Annotated in this window: 21 protein-coding genes and 5 pseudogenes; 10 read left to right on the top strand and 16 right to left on the bottom strand. The window is 31.6% G+C overall.

Going from position 1 to position 22,981, the window contains the following annotated elements; all coding sequences use genetic code 11:
• Positions 1-201: 201 nt before the first annotated feature.
• From COL05_RS09300 to COL05_RS09280, 6 genes are all read right to left on the bottom strand, one after another.
• Positions 202-447 (bottom strand): alpha-amylase family glycosyl hydrolase, encoded by a 246-nt coding sequence (locus tag COL05_RS09300; RefSeq protein ID WP_098668400.1) that lies wholly within the window; start codon positions 445-447, stop codon positions 202-204.
• 96 nt (positions 448-543) lie between these two features.
• A complete protein-coding gene (locus COL05_RS32285) occupies positions 544-684 on the bottom strand; it encodes a hypothetical protein (RefSeq protein WP_373605314.1) in 141 nt (46 codons plus the stop codon).
• A 493-nt stretch (positions 685-1,177) separates the two neighbouring features.
• Positions 1,178-2,614 (bottom strand): IS4 family transposase, encoded by a 1,437-nt coding sequence (locus COL05_RS09295; protein ID WP_098668399.1) that lies wholly within the window; start codon positions 2,612-2,614, stop codon positions 1,178-1,180.
• Positions 2,615-2,813: 199 nt separating this feature from the next.
• Positions 2,814-3,230: a FosB family fosfomycin resistance bacillithiol transferase gene (gene fosB, locus COL05_RS09290; RefSeq protein ID WP_000616114.1), complete on the bottom strand. Its 417-nt coding sequence runs from the start codon at positions 3,228-3,230 to the stop codon at positions 2,814-2,816.
• Between the two features lie 600 nt (positions 3,231-3,830).
• On the bottom strand, positions 3,831-4,487 hold the full coding sequence (locus tag COL05_RS09285; RefSeq protein WP_098668398.1) for a DJ-1/PfpI family protein: 657 nt from the start codon (positions 4,485-4,487) through the stop codon (positions 3,831-3,833).
• Between the two features lie 150 nt (positions 4,488-4,637).
• A complete protein-coding gene (locus COL05_RS09280; RefSeq protein WP_098668397.1) occupies positions 4,638-5,234 on the bottom strand; it encodes a TetR/AcrR family transcriptional regulator in 597 nt (198 codons plus the stop codon).
• A gap of 180 nt (positions 5,235-5,414) precedes the next feature.
• Here COL05_RS09280 and COL05_RS09275 point away from each other — a divergent pair.
• A pseudogene (locus COL05_RS09275) lies at positions 5,415-5,969 on the top strand (IS6 family transposase).
• Between the two features lie 256 nt (positions 5,970-6,225).
• Here the strand turns inward: COL05_RS09275 and COL05_RS09270 are convergent.
• The gene (locus tag COL05_RS09270) at positions 6,226-6,993 is read right to left on the bottom strand and encodes a GNAT family N-acetyltransferase (RefSeq protein WP_098668396.1); all 768 of its coding nucleotides are present in this window, start codon (positions 6,991-6,993) and stop codon (positions 6,226-6,228) included.
• A 537-nt stretch (positions 6,994-7,530) separates the two neighbouring features.
• On the opposite strand from COL05_RS09270, the gene COL05_RS09265 reads away from it, so the two are divergent.
• The gene (locus COL05_RS09265; RefSeq protein ID WP_098668395.1) at positions 7,531-8,160 is read left to right on the top strand and encodes a LysE family translocator; all 630 of its coding nucleotides are present in this window, start codon (positions 7,531-7,533) and stop codon (positions 8,158-8,160) included.
• A gap of 222 nt (positions 8,161-8,382) precedes the next feature.
• Here the strand turns inward: COL05_RS09265 and COL05_RS09260 are convergent.
• The 3 genes and pseudogenes from COL05_RS09260 to COL05_RS09250 all read right to left on the bottom strand — a co-directional run bounded on the left by COL05_RS09260 (position 8,383) and on the right by COL05_RS09250 (position 11,022).
• Positions 8,383-9,766 (bottom strand): annotated as a pseudogene (locus tag COL05_RS09260) (DHA2 family efflux MFS transporter permease subunit).
• A 72-nt stretch (positions 9,767-9,838) separates the two neighbouring features.
• Positions 9,839-10,387: a GNAT family N-acetyltransferase gene (locus COL05_RS09255; RefSeq protein ID WP_098668394.1), complete on the bottom strand. Its 549-nt coding sequence runs from the start codon at positions 10,385-10,387 to the stop codon at positions 9,839-9,841.
• Positions 10,388-10,398: 11 nt separating this feature from the next.
• Complete coding sequence (locus tag COL05_RS09250; RefSeq protein WP_098668393.1) at positions 10,399-11,022, bottom strand: TetR/AcrR family transcriptional regulator; 624 nt, start codon at positions 11,020-11,022, stop codon at positions 10,399-10,401.
• A 741-nt stretch (positions 11,023-11,763) separates the two neighbouring features.
• Between COL05_RS09250 and COL05_RS09245 the strand changes: the two are divergent.
• Positions 11,764-12,479: pseudogene (locus COL05_RS09245) on the top strand (IS6 family transposase).
• Between the two features lie 157 nt (positions 12,480-12,636).
• On the opposite strand, the gene COL05_RS09240 reads toward COL05_RS09245, so the two are convergent.
• From COL05_RS09240 to COL05_RS09230, 4 genes and pseudogenes are all read right to left on the bottom strand, one after another.
• Positions 12,637-13,476, bottom strand: coding sequence for an MBL fold metallo-hydrolase (locus COL05_RS09240; RefSeq protein ID WP_098668392.1), 840 nt, complete (start codon positions 13,474-13,476; stop codon positions 12,637-12,639).
• Positions 13,477-13,517: 41 nt separating this feature from the next.
• Positions 13,518-13,616, bottom strand: a pseudogene (locus COL05_RS09235) (aminoglycoside nucleotidyltransferase ANT(9)); the annotation flags it as partial.
• Position 13,617: 1 nt separating this feature from the next.
• Positions 13,618-13,749, bottom strand: coding sequence for a hypothetical protein (locus tag COL05_RS31805; protein WP_257152550.1), 132 nt, complete (start codon positions 13,747-13,749; stop codon positions 13,618-13,620).
• A 342-nt stretch (positions 13,750-14,091) separates the two neighbouring features.
• On the bottom strand, positions 14,092-15,132 hold the full coding sequence (locus COL05_RS09230; protein WP_098668391.1) for a flavin-containing monooxygenase: 1,041 nt from the start codon (positions 15,130-15,132) through the stop codon (positions 14,092-14,094).
• Between the two features lie 228 nt (positions 15,133-15,360).
• Here COL05_RS09230 and COL05_RS09225 point away from each other — a divergent pair, with 228 nt between their 5' ends.
• From COL05_RS09225 to COL05_RS09205, 5 genes and pseudogenes are all read left to right on the top strand, one after another.
• Complete coding sequence (locus tag COL05_RS09225; protein WP_098668390.1) at positions 15,361-15,720, top strand: ArsR/SmtB family transcription factor; 360 nt, start codon at positions 15,361-15,363, stop codon at positions 15,718-15,720.
• Positions 15,721-15,722: 2 nt separating this feature from the next.
• Positions 15,723-16,131: pseudogene (locus COL05_RS32275) on the top strand (heavy metal translocating P-type ATPase); the annotation flags it as partial.
• Positions 16,071-16,286: a helix-turn-helix domain-containing protein gene (locus COL05_RS32165; protein ID WP_306475309.1), complete on the top strand. Its 216-nt coding sequence runs from the start codon at positions 16,071-16,073 to the stop codon at positions 16,284-16,286. The pseudogene COL05_RS32275 and the gene COL05_RS32165, both read left to right, overlap by 61 nt.
• Before the next feature lie 452 nt (positions 16,287-16,738).
• Positions 16,739-17,221, top strand: a complete 483-nt coding sequence (locus COL05_RS09210) for a thioredoxin family protein (protein WP_098668388.1) — start codon at positions 16,739-16,741, stop codon at positions 17,219-17,221.
• A gap of 39 nt (positions 17,222-17,260) precedes the next feature.
• Positions 17,261-18,406 (top strand): DUF418 domain-containing protein, encoded by a 1,146-nt coding sequence (locus COL05_RS09205; protein ID WP_098668387.1) that lies wholly within the window; start codon positions 17,261-17,263, stop codon positions 18,404-18,406.
• 575 nt (positions 18,407-18,981) lie between these two features.
• Here COL05_RS09205 and COL05_RS09200 read toward each other — a convergent pair.
• A complete protein-coding gene (locus tag COL05_RS09200; protein ID WP_098668386.1) occupies positions 18,982-19,890 on the bottom strand; it encodes an alpha/beta fold hydrolase in 909 nt (302 codons plus the stop codon).
• A gap of 61 nt (positions 19,891-19,951) precedes the next feature.
• Positions 19,952-21,154, bottom strand: coding sequence for a macrolide family glycosyltransferase (locus COL05_RS09195; protein ID WP_098668385.1), 1,203 nt, complete (start codon positions 21,152-21,154; stop codon positions 19,952-19,954).
• Between the two features lie 293 nt (positions 21,155-21,447).
• Here COL05_RS09195 and COL05_RS09190 point away from each other — a divergent pair, with 293 nt between their 5' ends.
• Complete coding sequence (locus COL05_RS09190) at positions 21,448-21,978, top strand: GNAT family N-acetyltransferase (protein ID WP_098668384.1); 531 nt, start codon at positions 21,448-21,450, stop codon at positions 21,976-21,978.
• A gap of 672 nt (positions 21,979-22,650) precedes the next feature.
• Positions 22,651-22,917 carry an ArsR/SmtB family transcription factor gene (locus COL05_RS09185; protein WP_098668383.1) on the top strand — a complete coding sequence of 89 codons (267 nt, stop codon included), beginning with the start codon at positions 22,651-22,653 and terminating at the stop codon, positions 22,915-22,917.
• Positions 22,918-22,981: the final 64 nt, after the last annotated feature.

Below are 22,981 nucleotides of genomic sequence, written 5' to 3'. Positions count from 1 at the left end.
AAAATGAGCCGAATTCTCATAAATAACTGTAAAAAGGTGAAATTTTCGTTATGGGGTATCTTAAAATCTTAGGTTGATGGGCATGCACGAACACCCCCACCATTTAATAAACCTCTAGATTCTTCTATATTATTTACTTGATCTGTTGTTAGTTTAACAACCTATGTTTGGTTTGTATTGTTAATTACGACAATATTTTTATCATCTCCATATTTCCTTTTTATATAATAAATCCATTTTTTCCGTTCTGAAATTCATCATCTTTTGATTATCAGGAACATTGCCACCATCAATTGCAATTTCAGAACCATAATAGACAATTGGTATTTCTTCTTGAGTATATAAATAAGTTAACGCTAATTTCCATCGTTCACCTGAAAATTCATTATTATTAACCATATCTCTTGTATATCTTTTCATATAATGCTTATTGAAAAAGGCTCCCATTACTATGGAATTTAGATTGTTTTTAATCTTCTTTAATAGCAAGCACAGGTTTCATCGATCGATTAATCGTTAAATATCCATCTATATTTATTTTTGTTATCCGCCATTTTGCAGTATCAATTTATATTGATTTACGTCAGGATTTGTTTGACCCATTGCAAAAACATGTTCTGCAGATTCCTCTTTAAACCAATCCTTCTTATTTGGTTCATTAACTAAAGGATTTTCTGCACTCACTTGATTCGTAGGAAAATCAATGATGATTTTTAAATTTCTTTTATGTGACTCATCAACTAGTTTTTTAAACTCTTTTATTGATCAAAAATGCTCATTCGTTTTATAAAATCTGTGATTCTATATCCATCATGCCCCTTATAATCATTTTTAAAGATAGGGTACGCATTAATGTGGTAAAACCAAGGTCTTTTAGGTAATCTAATTTATCAATAATCCCCTGAAAATCCTTCCTTGAAAACTAAATGGATCAAGAACATTAATATTCTGATCATTTTTAGAATCACCATTGTTAAATCTATCAAACATTAAGAAATATATCGTCTCATCCTGCCAGTTCCGATTTCAGCATGTGTGGGTAAAGAATCATGCCCATCAACTTAAGAGTAAGCACAACTTGAGCTTTCGGCTCATCGGATCAAAACATTCCTAAAATAAAAGCATACTCTTAAAAATAAGCATCCCAAATAAACCCTAACGGGTTTCATTTTTTAAATTATGCAACTTTCTTTTGTTTTCTATATCCACTATACTCATAGACAACACCCATGATATCAAAGACAGTCTTCTTCTCATATCTGTGAGATTTGTGCCCATTCTTCTGTAGGAGGTGGAACAGGCGGATTAGGACCTTTGTTATTTCATGGGTGTTTCTCTGTATGGCTTGATACAAAAGAGATAGATGATCCTGAATCATACCAATCGCTTTATATTCACTTAACTCTTTTTTCTTCTTTTGTAAAAGAAGTTGACGCATTTTAAACATTGTAGAGGAACATAGGAAAATAGCGATTAGCTTTCCATATAGTTGGCACTCTAATCGTTCTTGTTTTACATTACGATAATGGTCTATTTTGAAGAGTGATTTCCATGTTTTAAAGACAATCTCTATTTGCCAACGTAAAGTATATAACTCATGTACTTGTTCCATCGGAACCCATTCCCAGGGTATATTCGTCACGTACACGTTTAATCCCGCTATCATTTTACTTTTCTCTGAGTACGTTCTATTTTTTGATTTTTCTTTTTCCGCGATCCTTTCTCGTCGCTTTTGAAGTTGTTTTTCTGTTAATCGGTGAAAAATAACACGTGCAAACAGTTGTTGTTTATCACCGATATAAGCCTGTTTTAATTCAAATATTTCTCCAGGGTGTAGTTGTTTCAAAATCTGTTTTACATCAATTTGTATGTATTCCGATTGTTTCTTAATAGCGCCATTTTTAAAGTATTCGGGGTTTGGATTTTTCATATATACATTTGTATTTAATTTTAAACGAGAAATATAATATGTACCTCGTTGATCCATTTGATCTAAGTCTTCCAATGAAAAATAACCTAAATCACGAATACATAAATCCCCTGGTCGCAAGGTATCTAAGCACTCCGTGCCAAATGTTTTGTCATTATTTTTTCCTGGTCCAACTTGAAAGTTAAGAAATTCCCCACTGTGCAAATCATATTCTAATTGAATTTTGATTCCGGCTGTTTGCGCACAGCCTCCAGAGCCTGGATATACATCCTCTAAAGCATTTGGCACCTGAAATACAGTAGCATCTAGAATACGGATTCGTTGAAAATAAGAGAAGAGATGGTTAGAGATTTGTGTTTGTTCACATACTTTTTGTTGTAATAGTAAAGAAAAAATATGTTGTAAAAACAAAACTGCTTTCGCATTTAAACGTTTATTTAAGCCCTCAGGGCTGAGTAAAGTACCAGTGGTTGCATGAAGCCTACTACATAATCGTACTAAGGGTTCACTTGCTACTCGTTGACTAATCCAAATACAAATCGTAGCTAAGTCTGAGCCAGAAAACTTACGTTTTCGCTTTATAAATCCGATTTCTCTTGCAAGTTCTTCTAGAAATACAGGTGTAACATATCGCTGTAATTCTTTCGCAAATGATTGTAACTCATCTTGAATCAAAAGATTCATAAAAGACGCCATCCTTTCCTATAATTCTACAGAAAGGATAACGTCTTTTTGGCTTTATGGATAGTGCAAAACCCTAGTTTTATAGCGATATATTAGTACCTTATATATCTGTTTAATCATTATTTCTGTTACTTTTATACATTTACATAATCTTCATTATCAGAAGTGTGAAAAGCTAGTATTTTACTAGTTTTTTTAATCAGTAAAAAGTCATATGCTTTTTATCTTCTTTATAATATTGTAAACGATCTTGTAAAGTACCAGTATGAAACTCAAACTTGTGACCATCTGGATCTGTAAAATAAATAGACCGTTTATCTCGGTCATCTCTTTCTCGTCCAGGTAAGATATTAACCTGATTTTGAATTAATATTTCTTTTAAAGAATCAAACTCATTATTTGTTACAGTGAAAGCTATATGTGTGTAAGAGTACTGAATTTCGTTTCTTGGTATACTTTCTTCCACATTTAGAGCAATCCATAAACCATTTAAATCAAAATAAGCTAACTTTCTACCTTTTACTAATAATTTTGCTTGAAGTATATTTTGATAAAACTCAATAGCTTTCTCTAGATTTGCAACTGAAAAACAAATATGGTTAATACTTTGTATCATATTCCATTCTCCTTGTTAATTGATTAAGTTATATATTCCATTATAAGTAAAAAAATACTTTTCTACCAGGAGTACAGATCTATCACCAGCAAGCTAAGGAAAGCAAATACTCCAAGACGAGAAGATTAACACACAAGATAAAAATGTACATTTTTTTGTTTTAGGGCATTATAAAATTCTTAAGTTGATGGGCATGGGGTAAAGAATAGAAACAAAGAAAAGACATAAGACAAAATGTCAAAGCTTTTTTAACATTTCCCCTCCTAAATATTTCTTCACACATTAAGATAAGCCTTTCTGAAATGTAAGTTAAACCTATGAAATGATTTTATTTAAAAACATTTCATAAAATTGAATTTTAAATAATCCAGGCTACACGAACATTCTTTATGACAATTTGCTTCTACTGTATGTACTTGATTTTTTTATTTACTTTTTTACTTATTGCACTTAGTGAAATATTCTTTTTAATCTAGTCTTGTATAACAAAAGATAATGACTGATCACTTTAAAAAATCAGAATATAACAAGTAGAATGATTAAATTGACAAAAGCATTAAAAACTAGAAGGTTTCCATCTTTCTCTGCTTAATTTATGAATTAATTTTCAGGTTCTTGTTTTGCAAGTTCCTGCATTAAACCTCTTATTTTTTCTACTATTGGAGCTGGCGCTTTCTTTGGTGAACCCGAATCAAACGGAGGAATAGGATCGTATTCCAAAATTAGTTGAACGGATTTACTGATATCTTCTCCAAATTCCCATGCTACTAGCTGAAGGGCCATGTCTATTCCCGAGGAAACTCCAGCTGCTGTAACTATTTTTCCACTACGAACCACTCTATCTTCGCTTGGGATGGCTCCGAGAGAACGGAGAAGGTCGTAGAACCCCCAATGACAGGTCGCTTCAACTCCATCTAACAAACCAGCGGCACTTAAAATCAGAGAACCAGTACACACGGTTGTAGTCCATTTTGTCGTTTCATGTATTTTTCGAATCCAATTCAATGTGTCTTCATCATTCATTGGAGATTTATAATTTGGCGGACCGCAACCTGGAACAACAAGAATATCAGCTGAAGTTACTTCAGAAAAACTGTAATCGGCATGCAAACACCCCATATTTGAGTCCAAATTAATTAACCCTTTTTTCTTTGCTACAAACTTCACTTCACATTTCGCTGTAGCAGCAAATACTTCGTATGGACCGATTGCATCAAGGGATGTAATCCCATCATAAAGTAAAATGGCTATTTTCATAATAATCCTCCTTTAAACATCATTACATAGACCGGACCGTCTGGTCTGCATAATATATTATACATGATTATTATTTATTTGCCATCATGTATTTATCACATTTTAGTGAACATAATGATAAAGAACCAAGAGGAATTTATTATTATTCTCTTAGTTCTTAGCAGAGTAGGATTGTAAAATTATTTTTATTTGCTTAATACTATGATGCATATGTTCATTATTTAAAGATAAACGACTTGCCATAACAGATCCTTCAAAAGTAGAAAATAAAAAAGATGCTAAAGAATAGGAATCCAAATCCGGAAGAAATTCTTTTGAACAAATCCCCTCATCAATGATAGATTGTATAAAAAGTATAATTTGATTAAGTGCCTCAGCAGCTTTATCATGAAGTTCTGGAAAACCATAGTCAGTTTCTATTGCTGTATTAAGCAAAGGACAGCCTCCAGCAACAGGTGGACTATTAATAGCATCTTGATAAACATGAAATATAGCTATTATCTTATCTATCACCATAACTTTAGATTTCGTTCCTTCTAAAAAGTGCATCCAAATAATACTCAATGAGTATTCAAATGCAGCAAGAGCAATTTCGTTCTTATTTTCAAATCGTCTATATATTGCACCTTTAGGTAACCCTGATGCATTCATAATATCTTGAATAGAAGTTTGACTGTAGCCTTTTTTATTAAATAAGGCAACGGAAGTTTGAATAATAAGATCACGTGTTTTATCTACCTTATCCATTTATTTGTTCCTCCATATGTGAGTGTAACACTTATTATAAACCATACTCTTACATTTTTCGTGTCATAATTTGAAAATATGTGAAATTACTTATATCTAGGTTAGACAGTTAAGACGGTTCTGTTGCAAAGTTTTCTAAACGAGACTACACTCTAGAAAAAAGAGTAAGGAAAATCACAAATGCGATATTTTAAAGGGGAACAGTTCAAGAAAAATATTATTTTAGTAGCCGTCGGCTACTATTGTCATTTTTCTTTAAGCTATCGTGATGTCTCTGAAATTTTAAAAGAACGTGATATTTCTGTTCATCATACAACGATTATGCGCTGGGTTTATGAGTACAGGACTTTGATTTATCAGATTTGGAAGAAGAAAAATAAGCATGCGAAACAATCTTGGAAATTGGATGAGACCTATATTAAATTCAAAGGAGAATGGTGCTACCTTTATCGTGCGATTGATAAAGAGGGGTACACTTAATTGAAAGAACAAGGCTTTTATAAGCATACAATACATTGTACACTCAAACATTTGAATAATCTCATCGAACAGGATCATAGAAAAATAAAGCGACGGCTAGCTAAATCCGCAGGATTTCAAAGTCTTCGCCATGCTTCACGTACATTGAAAGGAATCGAAACAATTCATGCTATATATAAACGAAAACGAAGTTTGCGACCAAATTTCGTTTTTTCAACGTACAATGAATTACAACAATTACTTGCTATTGTATAAAATTTAATTGTACATAGCTTACCTTTTTGTCTGTTAAGAAACTTTGCAACAGAACCATTAATGTTGTTTTAGAATAAAGTTTGTCAAATTAAGCAAATAACCTTGATACACAAAAAGAAAAAGCGTATTTTTAAAAAAAGATTGCTCAAAACACGCACTTAATATTTTCAATTGGTTTATTCTTTTATAAAAAGTTGGATCATTTCCTATCTATGTTGCACAACAATCCCGCCCTATAGCTAAATAAGAAAACCCCTTATTCAAATACAACCATTTCTCCGACATCTATAAATCCAAATCGCTTATAGATATTTTTTCCATCATCTGAAGCCTGTAATACAACTGGTTTTTGTTTATTCTTTGTTTGAGTTAGAAGAAATTGAAACATTTCACTACCAATTCCTTTACCTCTAAATGTTTCTTTTGTCATCACATCATAAATACCATAACTATCTTTGCTTTCTATTAATAAACCAGTAGTTACAGGCATTTCATCTATGCATCCAATAAACATTTGAACTTCTGAACCTAATTTTACTTGTGAAAACTTATTAAAATAACTTTCTAATGCATCTTTTTCTGGCGTCCCCTCAAATAAGCTCATGAATACATCTATATATTTTAAAAGGTCTTCATTATTTTTCACATTAGTAATCATAAGTTGATGGGAAATTCTTTGACCAACATTAAGAGTATTTTCAAGTTTCATCATTACATTACGTTCCGCTTCTTTTAGATCATATTCTTGCATAAGTTTTGTCCAATCCTCAGTTAAATACTGAGCATCAATCCAAATACTAAAAGGATATTTTTTATGCGAAAAATTATCGATTCCATGTCTAATCTTAACTGTATTTTTGATATTTGGAGATTGCGGCACTACTACATTGAATGTATCAGTAGGAATTTCTGTATTTGCTATGATGAAATCTTCCTCTTTTGTAAGTTCTCCACTAACTGCATGAGTAAATACTTTTAATTTTTCTTCCAAATTGTTTATTACTAATTGTTGATTTGTAATCATGTTATTGCTCCTTTCCATTCAATTTACGCGCTTTTTTTATTATAAGATCAATTAAACAATAAATATACAGTGTTCACAGTATTTACATCCTCCCATAATATTCAGAAAATTTGAAGTGACTTGTTTTTTTCTCAATAATCTGGCCCGTTTGTTGCACAAGTAGGAAACGGAGTGTTCTTAGATTTTATAAAATAACTTATTTATTTTTAAACAGGGGGAACAATATTTTCAATTGAATTTTATGCTTTAAAAATAAACTTTCTGCAAGTATATGAGTTATTTTGAAAAATAATTTTGCGATATTAGCCTTTAAAACCGATAATTTTATGCAAATTTATGAGTTAAGTAATATCTTATAATGTATGAAAATAAAAACTATTTATGGAGGGATTCTTTACAAACAAAAAGAAGGCATATTCAGTGTTAATGGCTATAAATCAAAAAACCACTGATTTTATTGAATAAATAAAAAATATTATTCTTTTTCTTTTATTTAATATTAATAAGGTTGCAAAAAAAATAGATAGGGGTGCTAAAATGTACAGTATTATTAATTATGAAGTGTTTTTACTAACAGGGATTTTATTAAATCTAATTCCTGGCGCAGACACCATGTATATTGTGGGGAGAAGTATTTCACAAGGTAGAAAAGCAGGTGTGTATTCTGTTTTTGGTATTATTACTGGTTCTTTAGTTCATACGTTATTGGTTGCTTTTGGTTTATCTATTATACTTACAAAATCCGTTGTGTTATTTAACACCATTAAGGTTATAGGTGTTATCTATCTTGTATATTTAGGGATTAAAATGATACTTGATAAGACAAATGTAGCTTTCCAAGCCTCCTTCAATAAATTGGACATTAGAAAGATATATTTACAAGGACTTTTAACAAGTCTTACGAATCCAAAAGTCTCCTTATTCTTTATTGCATTTCTTCCGCAATTTATAGATACAAAGGCTTCAGGTCCTATGCCTTTTATCATTTTAGGACTTACTTTTACAGTGACTGGACTATTGTGGTGTTTGTTTGTTGCTTATTTCTCTTCATATGTCACAAAAAAATTAAGAGGAAACCAAAAGGTAGGAATGATTCTAAATAAGATAACAGGACTGATTTTTATTGGTATGGGGTTAAAGTTGCTTCAAACGAAAACTCCTCAATAAACCTGAATAACATAAAAATACTCCCTTTCAAGAGATGTTATCTTGGGGTTAAGTTAATTTCCACATAACTAAAAAGTCCCTTCAAAAAGGGAGACTCTTTTTTTGATTTGTTCCTACAAACCGGATAGCTTGATCCATCTTATGTGTCACTTTAGGAGTTATTTTACTCTATTAAAGCGCCCGATTGTTGAAGATCGTTATTCAATTTAAGCCGATGTTACTTTAAATACATTTTTGGATTTTGTCTTCAACTTTTACACGTTTGATAAAGAATGCTAAAACTAATCCAATAAGCGACACCGCCATAGCAAATATAAAAGCATTTTGTACTCCTTGAGTGAAAGAAGCCACTATATTTTCAGGGCTTGTCGGATTGGTGATGCCAGATAAATAATTTTGTTGTCCTATTGTCATCATTGTTGTAGCTGTTGCCGTACCAATGGCGCCTGCCACTTGTTGCATTGTATTTATTATCGCAGAACCATGAGGATATAGTTCTGCATTCAATTGATTTAATCCATTAGTTTGCGCTGGCATCATAACCATTGAAGTAATAATCAAACACATATACAGTTTGATTATTACTTCAATTGATGTACCTGAATCAACATTGGAGAAAATTCAAAGTACAACAAAGGCTATGAAAAAACCAGGAATCACTAACCACCTTGGACCAAATCTATCAAATAATCGGCCATTAATAGGAGACATGATCCCATTCAAAATCCCGCCTGGGAGTAAAATTAGCCCTGCTATCAAGGCGGTAAAGCCCATACCCTCTTGAAGATAAATAGGTAAAAGCAGATTAGCCTGATAATAGTAGCCATCACTGTCAGAGTACCTAATGCAAACATCGGCTGTTTTAAAGCCTTCAAATTGACAATAGGAGATTTAATAGAAAACTGCCTTATAGAGAATAGAATCAGTGATAAAATACCGTTAATTAAACTCACTATTGCAATTGATGTACTTTCACTTTGCCCTACACTACCAAAACCATATATTATTCCCAAAAATCCAACTGTAGATAGAAGTATAGACAATATATCGATTTTTGGCTTGGTGTTATTGTAAAACCATTTTTCATATAAAACACACTAAACAAAAGAGCAATTACATAGAAGGGAATCGCTAACCAAAATAATCAATGATAACTTAGGGTTTCAATCACTAGCCCAGAAATTGTAGGTCCAAGTGCAAGGGATGTCATCATTACCAATTCCATTAACCCCATAGACGTCCCCCGCTTTTTGGGAGGAATAACTACTAAAACAACATTATATATTAACGGAAGGAGTATTCCTGTACCAATTGCTTGAAGCATTCTCCCTATTAATAACAAACTAAAGCTTGGAGCAATTGCAGCACATATTGAACCTAAAATAGAAAATACTACTGAAGTTATAAATAACTTTCTTGTAGAAAACCATTGGATTAGAAGTGCCGAAATAAGTACTAAAACGCCAATGGTTAAAAGGTAACCCGTTGTTAACCACTGAACGGTAGATGCATTTATCTGAAACACCTGCATTAAATCACTGAAAGCCATATTTAGGGCTGTCTCGAAAAATAAACCTATAAATCCTGCCAGCAATAAAGATATCATAATAGGAATAACACTAAATTACTTGTCATTTCTTTGTACTTCCATATAACCCCACCCTACAAAGAATTATTTTCACATTTTCACTTTATTTCCAAAGTATTCATTTTGCAAGATTCCCATATGAATGATGTCATGCCATTCACCATTTCTAAATAAACTTTGTCTACTGTTTCCTTCTTGTTGAAAACCAATTTTAGTGTACAAATTAATAGCTCTGTTATTAAATGAAAATACTCTAAGTGAAACTCGATGTAGATTCATTTCGTAAAAAACGTAATCCAACAGTAATTTCACCCCTTCTGAACCATAACCTTTTCCCCAATATTCCTTTTCACCGATGTCAATAATAAATTCAGCATTTCTATTTTTATTATCAATGTTGATTAATGATACAATACCAATTGGTATTTCATTTCCTTTTTCAGTCATGATGTAGCTTTTGGCTGTATGTGAATCCAAAATAACGTGATCTACAAATTCTTTAGTCTCTTCCATCGGATAAACATCTAAAGATGGGTTGGTGGAATGCATAACTTCCACATCATTTCTCCATTTGTGATATAGTTCTGTATCTTCCTTTGTCATTTTTCTAAGTCTCATTCTTGATGATTCAAACAACATAAAATTCACTCCTATTTTACATGTTTTGGATTAATTAATCTTTCTAAAGAGAAAAGTAAGATGGATAACTGATTCTTGACTTCTGTTTGTTCATGTCCCAATTGAAACGTGTCCAACATTAAACCGTTTATAAATGATAGGATATATCTCGCAATAGAACGAGTAGATTGTTGCGTTCTGAATTCACCTTTACGCATACCTTCATTTAATACTTCTTCTATAGCTTCAGTAGTTCGATTATAACGCTCAGAAATGTAGGGGAAATTATCTTTATTATTTGCGTAATTATATGATAAGAAGAATTCTGCCTTTGCATAGAGCAATGTTTGGTCAATTGTCTCAATATAAATTTGCTGTTCTTCAATCCAGTTTTTTAATTGCGGCCATAGAGGACTTTTATCAGATGGCACAAAAAATTGATTGTCTTTTTGGTCATCATATTTTAAGACTTCGATGAACACGTGATCAATATTGTCGAAATAACTATACAATGCACCTCTAGATATTCCAGCTTTGTCCATGATATCTTGCATAGATGTACGAACAAATCCTTTCTCAATAAACACCTTCTTGGCTGCTTCTATCAACTCTCTCTTTCTCTCTTTTTTATATTCTTCGCTAACTATTGGTGCCATAAACACTCCTCCATAATGATTGACAAAAGGGTACATAAAAACTATACACCATTGTCGTTTATGTTATTGATTATAACGACAATAGTGTATAGTTTCAACCTTTTTCTTTAAAAAATATATTAAAAATAACAGAACAATCAAAATTGACTTGTGAATTAAAGTATTCAATTAAAATAAGTATTGTTCCCCCCTTCACAACCAATCGACTATTAACAGGAGTTAGCATGATTGAAGAATGCATGACTGTTAAATAGCAATTTTCAGAAAACTAAAGGCGCACTTGTTATTTACTCCACAATCTGGCCCGATTGTGGAACAAAATTAAAAAAGCGCATTTTATCAAAAAAAGCATCCTGTCAATATTTCTTAAACCCAATATGCGTTCCAAAACTCGTCGTTTAAGGAACTTTATTTATATTTATCAAAACTGACTGAAATATGTTTGAAATTTAGTTCCAAAACTCATTACCCAAAATAAAGTATCCTACAAAACAGCAAATACCGTTTATGGAACCTTCCTAACGTACGGAAAAATCAAGTTTTTTAAATGAAAAATTCCTTAGCGTACGAAATTCGCGTTATGTTGGTGGGACCTCTACTTGCTCCAAATGGTTGGACGTAAAATCACTTCCATGGTCTGTATAAAATGTGGTTCTGGTGCAAAAAATGAAGATGCTTGCAAATAATCTCTAAACATTGGACATACTGATACGATTATTCTATAAAAGGTGTGTGATCAGTATGCAAAAAGAACAGACATTCAAGTGGAAACATTATCAGCCAGCTATCATTCTATTAGCTGTACGTTGGTACTTGCGGTACAACCTCAGTTTTCGCGATTTGGTGGAAATGGTGGAAATGATGGGAGAAAGAGGATTATCATTAGCCCATACAACCATTATGCGTTGGGTTCATCAATATGGGCCTGAGTTGGATAAGCGTATCCGACGTCATCTTAAGCAAACAAACGATTCATGGAGGGTTGACAAAACGTATATAAAAGTAAAAGGACATTGGAATGTATTTATATCGTGCCGTTGATTCTGAAGGAAACACGATTGACTTTTATCTGAGTAAGGCCAGAAATCATAAGACTGCAAAGCTTGTCTTTAAGAAAGCTTTGCAGTCTCTTCATGTTTCTAAACCCCGTGTAATTACAGTTGACAAAAATCCAGCTTATCCAGTCGCTATTGAAACATTGAAGAAAGAAAAAAAGATGCCTGCAGGCATCCAAACGAGGCAACTCAAATATTTAAATAACATTGTGGAACAAGATTATCGTTTTATTAAAAGACGGATACACTCTATGTTTGGGTTCAAATCATTCCAAACGGCCGTGTCTATCTTAAGTGGTGTAGAAGCGATGCATATGATTAAAAAAGTAGATTGATTTGCAGAATCAGTCTGTCCAAAATCAGAATATCTTTATCAATCAACTGTTTGGATTAACGGCATAAAAAAGATTTCGGTGAGAATTCTCGCTTTTGGTTTAATTTATTATTTATTTGCACCAGAACCCTTTTGTGAGTGGCTCCAAAAAGAAGAAATGGTTACCGTACTCCATATGGACGGCTCATTTACATAATTATCGTTCTAGGGACCTATATAATTGAACTAGAAATACTCTAGTTGTAACCCCACTCCCACTTCCTCTATATTAGTAACTGTGGATAGAGCTATCTTAGAATGTAAATCTGTACAATGAGAGGCGTGAAGCTTATTGGGTCTAATTTCTTTTATATACTTTACAGTGTTCTCTAATTGAAAATTTGATGGATTCAATAAGTGAAATCCTCCTATGATATCTACTATTCTTTCTTCATCACATACTTCTTTAGCATATTCAATAATGTTACATATTCCAGAATGAGCACATCCTACTATAATAACTAGCCCTTCAGATGATTTATATACTAATGCAGTATCATCAAAAACATAATCGTCAAATTCTTCTTTTGTAGTAGAAACTTTCCCCATAACTTCTTTACCTTCAAAATCAAATTTCCTTTTAATTTCACCTAAAAACACTAATTTATCAGTCAGCCAAAATGATTGTTTAGATAAGCGAATAGGGAAATGTCTGTTTAATTTATTGTAAGATAAGATACTTCCTATCTCACCTACTGGATCCAGTAATTTACTTTCAAAAACTAAAGGATGACCAATGATTGTAGGCGTATTATGTATTATGTGCTCACCTTTTGCTTCCATATGCAACCTAATTAAATGCGTGAGTCCCCATGTATGATCGACATGTCCGTGTGATAAAGCAACCCAATCTAAGTCCCTTAGATCAATTCTCATCTTCTCTGCATTTTTTATAAAAGCATCAGAGTATCCAGTATCAAATAAAATCCGTTTATTATCATCTTCAATAAAAAAAGAAAGTGCTGGTTCTCCGAAGAAGTAGCGATCAATGAATGTATTATTATCGACAAGTATTGTTAATTTCATATAATACCCCCTTTTTTTTCTATCTCGATCTATTATAGTTAAGGTACAATATCGCTATGATTTATAACCGTGACTTCAAGTGGTCTCATAGAATCTGTATTGCCTACCTTTCCAGATATAAGCATTAGTCTATCTGTTAGTCTATTTCACTCCATAAACAGCTAAATATCTAATAATTTCAATTCTAACAGGATCAAATAATGTTTTATAAAAGTCAAAATCAATAGCATTATTAATTTCGTTTGAACATTTAAGTTCTTCATCCCTGCTCATTTTTGTCTCACCACCTGCACATATTATATTTAAAGATTGAGAAATCTATTTAAAAATTGTATGAAAGCAATATATTCAAACGTCATAAGAGATTTTAACAGCTGTTTCATGAATCGGCACTTCATTATCATACTTATCATCTACCCAATACAGTAGTCCCCCTTTACATATAACTTAATAGCCAGTATATGTGGCCACTAAATTCAATGCTATAAAGTAAATAACCATTTTTTTATTTTTATAAGTGTAGATTTTTCTGCTTGAACTGGACAAATAATTTTAACAATTTTTTCTTTCCTTTTTTATTAATAAATAAATATCCAGATTTATGAATATCATTATTTAAAAAACACTTTTTATAACCGAATATAAAAATTTGGCATCTCTTCCTACTCCACAAATAAGTGCTGATCCTCTTTGATGTTGCCACGGTAATCCAATATAATATAATCCTTTGATTGGACTGACACCTCTGTTATGAATAGGAAAACCTTTTTCATCTAAAACCCCTTCTATATCTATCCATTTGTAGTCAGGAGTAAAACCTGTTGCCCAAATAATATTTTGTACATTTATCGTACTGTAATCGTCAAAAGTTACTTCTCTTTCACGTGTTTGTGTCACTCTTGATTTGACTTCAATATTTCCATTATGAATTAATTTTTTAAATTCAAAACCAAAAATAGGATCACTTTGTTTCCGAAACCATAATCCACGTTTTGTATCAGTTCCTGCATATAAGAGACCAATCCTTTCTAACCAATGAAATATGCTTTTTCCCATAATTTTCATTGGCAAAAATTTAAATGAATGGCTAATAGCAATCGTTACATCTCGACTCTCTGCAAGTTCAGTCGCAATTTGTGTACCAGAGTTTCCTCCTCCTATTACAAGGACAGGACCACCTGGCATTTTCTTTGGTGATTGATATTGAGAAGAATGAATTTGAAATACCTCTTGTGAGAGGTGTTGAGAAATTGAAGGAATAAATGGTTTCTGAAAAGCACCAGATGCGATGATAACATGCCTAGAAAGAAATACTCCTTTATCGGTAGATACTTTAAATGTACTTTCTGTTTTTTGTACTTTATGTACAGTCGTTTCCAACTGTACTGGTAACGAAAAATGAACAGTATATATTTCAAGATAATCTGCAATTTCATCTTTTGTAGGAAACGCATTTTTATCTCCTTTTAATTTCATACCTGGCAATGAACTATAAGATTTAGGTGTAAATAGAACCAAAGAGTCATACCTGTTTCTCCACGAATCTCCAATTCTCTTTTCTCTCTCTAGTATTACAAAATCGTAGCCTTCTTTTTTCAAGTAATAGCCCATACTTAATCCAGCTTGCCCAGCACCAATTACAATAACGTCTAACACGCATTCACCCCCATTACCTACTTTTCAAGTTTTACATATGAACGATTGTTCATATGTTCATATGTTTTCGTTAATTATAACATTCCCTTTTTCTACGTCAAGGAATTTTTATTCAATTTATCCTTAGCACTTCATAGATGAAAATTGAGAAAACGATATTTTTCAGACTTTTTTAATTTATTTTGACACACATATTAGTAATTATTAATGCGATTGGAGTGAATACAATTGTGCAATACAAATACTTTAGATATAAAAGCCAAATTTATCCGTGGCTTTGCTGATAAAACAAGGCTTCAGATTCTTCAATGTATGATGGATGGGGAAAAAACGGTATCTGAAATTGTAGAAATCATCAACGGAAATCAGTCAAACATATCTCAATACCTGAACTGTTTAAAAGGATATGGCATTATTCTTGGAAGACAAGAAGGAAAGTATGTCTACTATTCTTTACGAAATGCACAAATCGAACAGTTACTTACAATGTTTGACGTTGTATTTCATATAGTTCAAAACGAGGTAGCATCATGTGATAAAAACGATGCATGCTTATCTCAAAAGGGAGAGAGTTGTCATGACAGATAAAAAAGAAAGAAAAACAAACGAGTTGCTGTCAAATTTCTTCTCACAGTGAATCTTCATCAACTTCTCCTAAAGAAGGAATACGAAAGGAAGATTCATCATGTTTCTCTTCAAAAAAGAACTTTCGATTGTTCCCGTTGCTACTGAGGAGACTTCCTGTTGTAGTAGTGACAAAGATACTGTGGAAATAGAAAAAACAAAAGAAACAAACTCATGTTGTTCCTCTAAAAAAGAGATTCCAATTGTTCCAATCGCTAAGAAAGATTCATGTTGTAGTAGTAACACTGATACTGCGAAAACAGTGAATACCTCTTCTGCTTCTTGTTGTGAACCTAACCAGAAAAGGAATCTTCATGTTGCTCTTCTGCATCCTCTATACAAAAAGAAGTAGTAACATCAGAAACTTCTTGTTGTATAGAGGAAGATTGAAGAAATATACGGATAAGCACCCAGGTATGAATCATGCGATTGAATTGCGAAAGCATACCAATAAAACTGTTAAAGAAATATGCCAAATTACAAGTGTGAGTCAGACCACTCTGTATCGTAGATTAAAAGAACTTGAATAAAGTTCTTTTTTGATTTGTAATTAAACCCCTGATTGACTCCTCATACCGAGAATCGTTTCCGTACCCTTATAAGGTACTCCAAAACCTTAGCTTGGACGATGCGTCGAGACCTCTATATGAAGAATATGATCTTACACATACTCATAATTCTTGGGCGTTTCAGAACCAAACAAATAATAACAGTAATTAAGAAGCTTAAAAACCATAGGTCTTTGGTTTTTGTATGATTTTTTAATAATCATTCGGTACGTGAAATTTTAAATATGTCTTGTTATTTTTTGCTTTGCACCCTAAAATTTGTATAGTATTTTATATGGATTCTATGTTAAAATATAGATAGAAAATTTGTTTCCATTGTTTATACTCTATTGTACGTAGCGTGAAGGACAAACCTTACGCCCTGTTAACTCGGGCGAGGTTTGTCCTTTTTTTACTTTAAGGAGGAATTTACTATGAAAAAAATCTACAAAATCGGAGCAGTTATAACAACTCTATGTGTTATTGGTATCACGATCTTTACTTTAACTAAAAATGAATCAGTCAAAACAGAAATAGTAACACCTGAAAAAACAATTGTATCTGCTGTAGATGCAGAAAGTGCACCAAAAAATATAAAAGATATTTCAAAAGAGGAATTAAAGCAAAAGATACAATCCCATGAAGAATTTATTGCGTATTACTATCAACCAACCTGCCATTATTGTAAAAAGGCTGCACCAGATATCAATAGTATGTCCAAAAAGCATGATAGAACCATCTATCGCATTGATATCTCTACACCAGAAAATCAAAGTGCCTTTCAAGAGTTCGACATTCCTGGTACTCCAGTTGTTGTAGCTTACAATAGAGGCGAAGAAGTTGAACGCCTAGAAGGGGCAGTGTCAGCTGCTACATATGACGGATTCTTTGCGAGACGTAATTCGAGCGCTATTTAATATAGTGCTCGTTTTTCTTTGTAAGAAAGGAGAATTTACATGCAACAAAACGCCCGCATTTATTCTTTAGACATAATAAGGGGTATAGCCATACTATGTATCCTATTTGCTAATCTACCTACTATGACGGGACTAGATCCCTTTAACCAGGCCGGTTACTCCGGTACAGATAAAGTGATTCGTTTTTTAATAGATTTATTTATACAAGCAAAGTTCTATACTATTTTTGCATTCTTATTTGGGGTAGGATTTTATATCTTTATAAAAAACGCGGAAGCAAAAGGCTATTCTATTTATAAGCTGTTTAGCCGTAGATTGTGCATTTTGCTACTCTTTGGTTTATTCCACTTTATCTTTCTATGGTATGGAGATATTCTACACGCATATGCCTTAGCTGGTTTTATCCTATTGTTCTTTTATAAGCGATCTACAAAGCTTATTTTTCTAGTTGGCTGCATCTCTCTACTTGTTAGCTATACACTACATGCTATTTTATTTATACAAGCAAGTTCTTCTATTTCTGCAGTACCAAATCACTATCAATATATGTTTACAGGCAATACTACCAATCAAACAGTAAATCTATTTACACATTATTCACATCAAATAAAAGCCCGTCTGTTCTTTCTAATGACCGAGGAATTCCAACAACTACTAATAGGAATTCCGGAATATATAGGCTTATTTTTAATCGGTTTATGGGCTGGTAAGAAAGATATTTTTAAGAGGATACCGCAATTAATAAAGGAAATTAGATTTTTACAGTGGAGTTCGTTATGCATTTCATGTCTTCTCTCTTGTCCTATTATCTACTATTTTATAAAAACGGATGTCTATTACTCTCAGGATATTAAACTATGGATTCTATTTGGAGGGAAAACGTTAGCTATATTCTATATTTGTACCCTACTTAGGGTTTGTGAGAATAAAAAATATATAGAGCGGCTGCACCCCTTTATGAACGTAGGCAAGTATGCTTTAACGAATTACATTAGCCAAAGTATACTAACTCTTGTCATTCTTTCATTGTACTTTAAAGATGTCTCACACGTATATTACTGGCAACTATGTATCTTCGGGGTTTTCATTATCTTTGTACAAATTATTTTCAGCAAAATTTGGAGTAAATATTTCCGCTATGGTCCTATTGAGTGGATATGGAGAAAAGGAATTTACAAAAAATAACCTATTTTTCACCAGTTTCATGCAACTAGCTGAAATAAATGATAAAATATCATATGAAAGATTAAAGATATATTAGTGGTTTAAAATAAAAGTAATTCAAGTCGGAGAAAGGCACCTTAAGGTGTCTTTTCTCATAGAAGCTCCCATACACATAAAGCGACTAAATTTTTTAGATTTACTGAACTAGACTCATTTTACCTTTTGTAAGATGCGCTCATTCTTATCCTATTATAATATATATTATGAATATGAATTACAGAAGTTGCATTACCTTAAAGGAAGACCCTTCTCCAACATTTCATATATGATTCAAAAGATTATCCTGAACCTTTTGAAGTGTGTTTTTAGAAAAGTTTTTTGAATAAACTTTTTTCGAAAAGGTTGTTAATTTTACAAATAAATCAATATCTACAGTGTTAGTACTAGTAAATATTTTCATGTTTACACAATTAATTGAGCTCCTTACTGTTTTAGCTAATTGAAAAATATTAAGTAATTGACAGATAAAAATTCACATATTCAATAAAAAGATTGCTTTTTTAGTTTAAATATTACAGTTCTTAAAAGTGAAACGGCTAATGAAGCATCTGTAATGAGGCACTAGAGATGCTTCGTTCATTTAAAAATTCAATTATACGACTATTTATATATTGAGGATTTTCTAAAGACATTAAATGACCTACATTCTTCACCAATTCTATAGTTAGATTGGGTGATGAATTTTCAGCACATTTGAAAGCTTCTATTGGGTTATACATTACTTCATTCTCTCCTAACATTAACAGCATTGGCGTTTGAATTTTGGCTAACTCTTGATTCGTAAAAATATATGGAAATCCCTGCTCTGTTGGAGTTTCATTTTTCACTGAATTATTCCACATCATTCCTGCTATCAATTGTTCTTGAATATAAGGATGAATAGTGTATCGATTATCAAAAATCCACTCTAAAAATTTCTCGACCCCTTCCCTACTATTCATCATTCCTGAAGCATAGGAAAAAAACAAAGGATGAAAAGGAATATACGTTGCTGCAGGACTCATTATTACAGCCTTATTTACCTTCTCTGGAAAAAATGTCAAGAAGTTAACAGTATGCAAAGCACCATATGACAACCCTACAATGTTTATGTTATTAATTTCTAATGTATGTAGTACTTCTTTTAACCATAGTGCGTAACTTAAGCGATCTGTAAAGCCTTTTTTGAGAACACTTTTATTTTTATCCCCTAAAATATCAATACATATTATTCTAAAATGGTTACTCCAGTGTAAGATATTTGGATACCACATTGTCGAACTCATCTTCGCTCCATGGAGTAATACGAGAGGTTGTGCTAATTTATTACCACTTTCAATAATATGGGTCTTTCCTTGAGATGTTTCCACAAAATAAGATAAAAAACTAGTTGGCCATAATTTTAGACTTTTCTCATAAGATTGTAGATAGTTAGTTTCTTGATATTTTTGTTCTAAAATCTTCATTTTAGTTCCCTCCATATAAATCATTTTCATAGTTCACTTTTAAAGTCACAGTAGTTTTGTTTTACTTAATATTCATTTTAAATTTAAAGTTTTCAATTTCATCGACTGCCTTATTATATCCTCCAGCATTTTTTAAAGATTTTCCAATTCTATGGCTATTTTTTGTATAAATATCATTTGATAACACATGCATTGCTGTATTACGTAATATTTCTGGAGTAAGCAAATTTCGATTTAACTGAACTCCGGCTTCTAATTCTTCTATTCTTTGAGCAACTATAGGCTGATCTCCCATAACTGGAATAACTAGCATAGGAACACCAAAATACAAACTTTCACTAGAACTATTCATTCCTCCGTGTGTAATAAATAGATCAGTATCTTGTAGAATGTCTAATTGAGGAACGTAATTATATAGCTTAAAATTAGAAGGGATATTTTCTAATTGACTAATATCATTTTGTTCTCCTACAGCTAATATGACAGTAACCGGGCTATCTCGAAATGCTTCAAAACATGTGTAATAAAAGTCAGGTTGTTCGTTAAATACTGTTCCCATAGAAATAAAAATAAGCTCGTTTCCCTTTTCCTGTTCTAAGGAAAAAGTCTCTACATCTTTACGCTGTGCAATAGAAGTCCCGACAAATATATAAGAATCATCAAATTCCTCTACATTTGGTTGATACAATTTTGATGTATATACAATTGTAATATCCCCCGGGCATGTCATTACATTTTGTCTTTCATTAAGGGTAATACCATACATATCTTCCCATTTTTTTAAAATATACATGACTTCCTGATATGAAGGAGATTTTTTATTTTCTTCTCCATGATTTTTCATAAGAGTAGAGGCCATCTTTTTAGTAACGGCAAATGTTGTACATGAAGAAATTTTAGGTAATTGTAATACTTCTGCTATGATCCATCCAACAGCAAAATTATTATCATATATAACATAATCGTATTCTTCTTCTTTTACTTCTTCTAAAATTACCTCTATTATTTTATCCATGGATTTTACCATGTGTAATAATAGTTCTTGAGAATCCATTTGCCTACTCATTCTTTTTACCATGTCTATTTGTGATATGAAATTTTCATATGGTCGAAATACAGCTCCTGTATTCTCTATTTTACTTCTATACTTTTCTACGCAATAGTAAATAACTTCCTCGCCTCTTTTTATTAGTTCTTCGATAAGTGCAATTGTCGGATTAATATGTCCCTCTCCTGGAAAATTAAACATTAGAACTTTTGCCATATTATTGTTCCTCCCCTAAAGTTTAATTAACTATTCTATTATTACTAATATCAATCACGTACTGATACTTGAAGTAAAGCTAAGGATTTTCCCCTTTCATTTTAATGAAATCACTTGTGCTATTAAATAGAAAAAACAATTAAGAAACAAAGTAGATATAAAAAATCACATAATTCCCTCTCTCTATTTCTCTCATGTATAATAAATAATAACTGAGAGTAGAAAGGGCTGAATTATGCGCAGATATCAATATTTTTAATCTACCCATCACTAATATAATGGAGGTAAAAGTATTGATTACAGAATTATACACACAAAGATTACATTTAAGAAAAACAAAAGAATCCGATTCATTAAGTTTATTTAAAATATGGTCTGATCCAGATGTTACGAAATTCATGAATATTATTAATTTCAATACTGAGGATCAAGCAAAAGACATGATTAAATTTCTAAACGAGATGGCTCAAAGTAATAAAGCGCTCCGATTTACTATTATCGAAGCAAAATCTAATCAAATCATTGGTTCATGTGGTTATAATTTCTTAGATTTTGAAAACTCTAAAACTGAGATTGGTTATGATATTTCAAAAGCATTCTGGGGCAAAGGATATGCACCTGAAGCAATCTCCGCTTTATTAGACTATGCATTTACTAATTTAAAGCTAAACCGCATTGAAGCAAAAGTTGAACCTGAGAATCTAAATTCCATAAGTGTTTTAAAAAAATTAAAATTCACGTTAGAAGGAACGCTAAGAAAAAGTGAAAAATCAAATGGAAAATTCATCGATTTAAGTATCTATTCGAAATTAATAACTGATTAATTTCTGTCTCTTCCCTATACTTCAATGAAGTATAGGGCTTTTTTATTCGTTAATAAAATTAAAGTGATAAATCAACAAAAAATTGGTTTCATTTCTAGTTACTAACCTACAACTCGAAACTCTTTATAAAGGTACACTTTTATAGGCATTTCAAATCTTCCCTACATCTTTGAACACGTAATTGATTAAGAAATTCCAATTTCAAATTTTAGAATGGAATTGCAATCAAACAGTTATGTTTCATCCCAGGTTTACAAAATAAACCGTTAATGAGTCACATAATTTACATAAGAAAACAAAAAAGAATATCCGCCCTCAAATAAATACAATAATTGCAAAAATACTACAATCAATTTATTGCAATATCCATTATCCTTATAACAAAATAGTTTTTATATTTACATTTTATAATTGTTAAATTATAAATTCTTTAAGGTATAAGGTATATCTTTTGTATACAAAGAGAATCAGTAAATACCCTGGAGTAATTATTAAACATTACTTTTACTTTACAATACCAATGTTTTGTTATCCTCAAATCGATAAATGACAAGCATTATTTCACTTATAAAAACAGGAAGATTTCACAATTAATTTTCATAAAATAATTAATCTTATATATATTTTTAATTCAACCATTAATAGAAATACACGTTAGGGAGAAAAATTTAAATGTCTATTTATAAAGAAAACGCTAACCTTTTAAAGGCAATATCACATTCAATAAGAATTAAAATAGTAATAGAACTTAATAAAAGAGGTCCATGCACTGTAAATCAAATAGCAGACTTTTTAGAAAGGCCACAGTCTACCACATCTCAACATCTAGCTATATTGAAATCACAAAAAATACTAGCTAGTAATCGAAAGGGATACGAAGTTTATTACAGTGTACAAGATAAAAAAATAAATACCCTAATAGAGATATTATTAAGGTAAAAAATTAATTAATTCTAATAATCAACAAAATAGTAGTGAATTTAGAAGTATTTAATATTTAAGG

Source organism: Bacillus sp. AFS059628 (assembly GCF_002571225.1).
In the GTDB taxonomy this organism is placed as follows: Bacteria; Bacillota; Bacilli; order Bacillales; family Bacillaceae_G; genus Bacillus_A.
Note: the sequence above shows the minus strand (reverse complement) of the source record. Positions and strands in the feature narration are given on the sequence as shown.

Bases quoted from the DNA above. Each gene is read 5' to 3' on its own strand.
- COL05_RS09280 (WP_098668397.1), bottom strand. From the start codon at position 5,234: ATGGATAAGGTAGATAAAACACGTGATCTTATTATTCAAACTTCCGTT.
- COL05_RS09265 (WP_098668395.1), top strand. From the start codon at position 7,531: ATGTACAGTATTATTAATTATGAAGTGTTTTTACTAACAGGGATTTTA.
- COL05_RS09185 (WP_098668383.1), top strand. From the start codon at position 22,651: ATGTCTATTTATAAAGAAAACGCTAACCTTTTAAAGGCAATATCACAT.
- COL05_RS32165 (WP_306475309.1), top strand. From the start codon at position 16,071: ATGTTGCTCTTCTGCATCCTCTATACAAAAAGAAGTAGTAACATCAGA.
- COL05_RS09255 (WP_098668394.1), bottom strand. From the start codon at position 10,387: ATGTTGTTTGAATCATCAAGAATGAGACTTAGAAAAATGACAAAGGAA.
- COL05_RS09200 (WP_098668386.1), bottom strand. From the start codon at position 19,890: ATGAAGATTTTAGAACAAAAATATCAAGAAACTAACTATCTACAATCT.
- COL05_RS09195 (WP_098668385.1), bottom strand. From the start codon at position 21,154: ATGGCAAAAGTTCTAATGTTTAATTTTCCAGGAGAGGGACATATTAAT.
- COL05_RS09285 (WP_098668398.1), bottom strand. From the start codon at position 4,487: ATGAAAATAGCCATTTTACTTTATGATGGGATTACATCCCTTGATGCA.
- COL05_RS09300 (WP_098668400.1), bottom strand. From the start codon at position 447: ATGGGAGCCTTTTTCAATAAGCATTATATGAAAAGATATACAAGAGAT.
- fosB (WP_000616114.1), bottom strand. From the start codon at position 3,230: ATGATACAAAGTATTAACCATATTTGTTTTTCAGTTGCAAATCTAGAG.
- COL05_RS09295 (WP_098668399.1), bottom strand. From the start codon at position 2,614: ATGAATCTTTTGATTCAAGATGAGTTACAATCATTTGCGAAAGAATTA.
- COL05_RS09205 (WP_098668387.1), top strand. From the start codon at position 17,261: ATGCAACAAAACGCCCGCATTTATTCTTTAGACATAATAAGGGGTATA.
- COL05_RS09210 (WP_098668388.1), top strand. From the start codon at position 16,739: ATGAAAAAAATCTACAAAATCGGAGCAGTTATAACAACTCTATGTGTT.
- COL05_RS09270 (WP_098668396.1), bottom strand. From the start codon at position 6,993: ATGATTACAAATCAACAATTAGTAATAAACAATTTGGAAGAAAAATTA.
- COL05_RS09240 (WP_098668392.1), bottom strand. From the start codon at position 13,476: ATGAAATTAACAATACTTGTCGATAATAATACATTCATTGATCGCTAC.
- COL05_RS09250 (WP_098668393.1), bottom strand. From the start codon at position 11,022: ATGGCACCAATAGTTAGCGAAGAATATAAAAAAGAGAGAAAGAGAGAG.
- COL05_RS31805 (WP_257152550.1), bottom strand. From the start codon at position 13,749: ATGAGCAGGGATGAAGAACTTAAATGTTCAAACGAAATTAATAATGCT.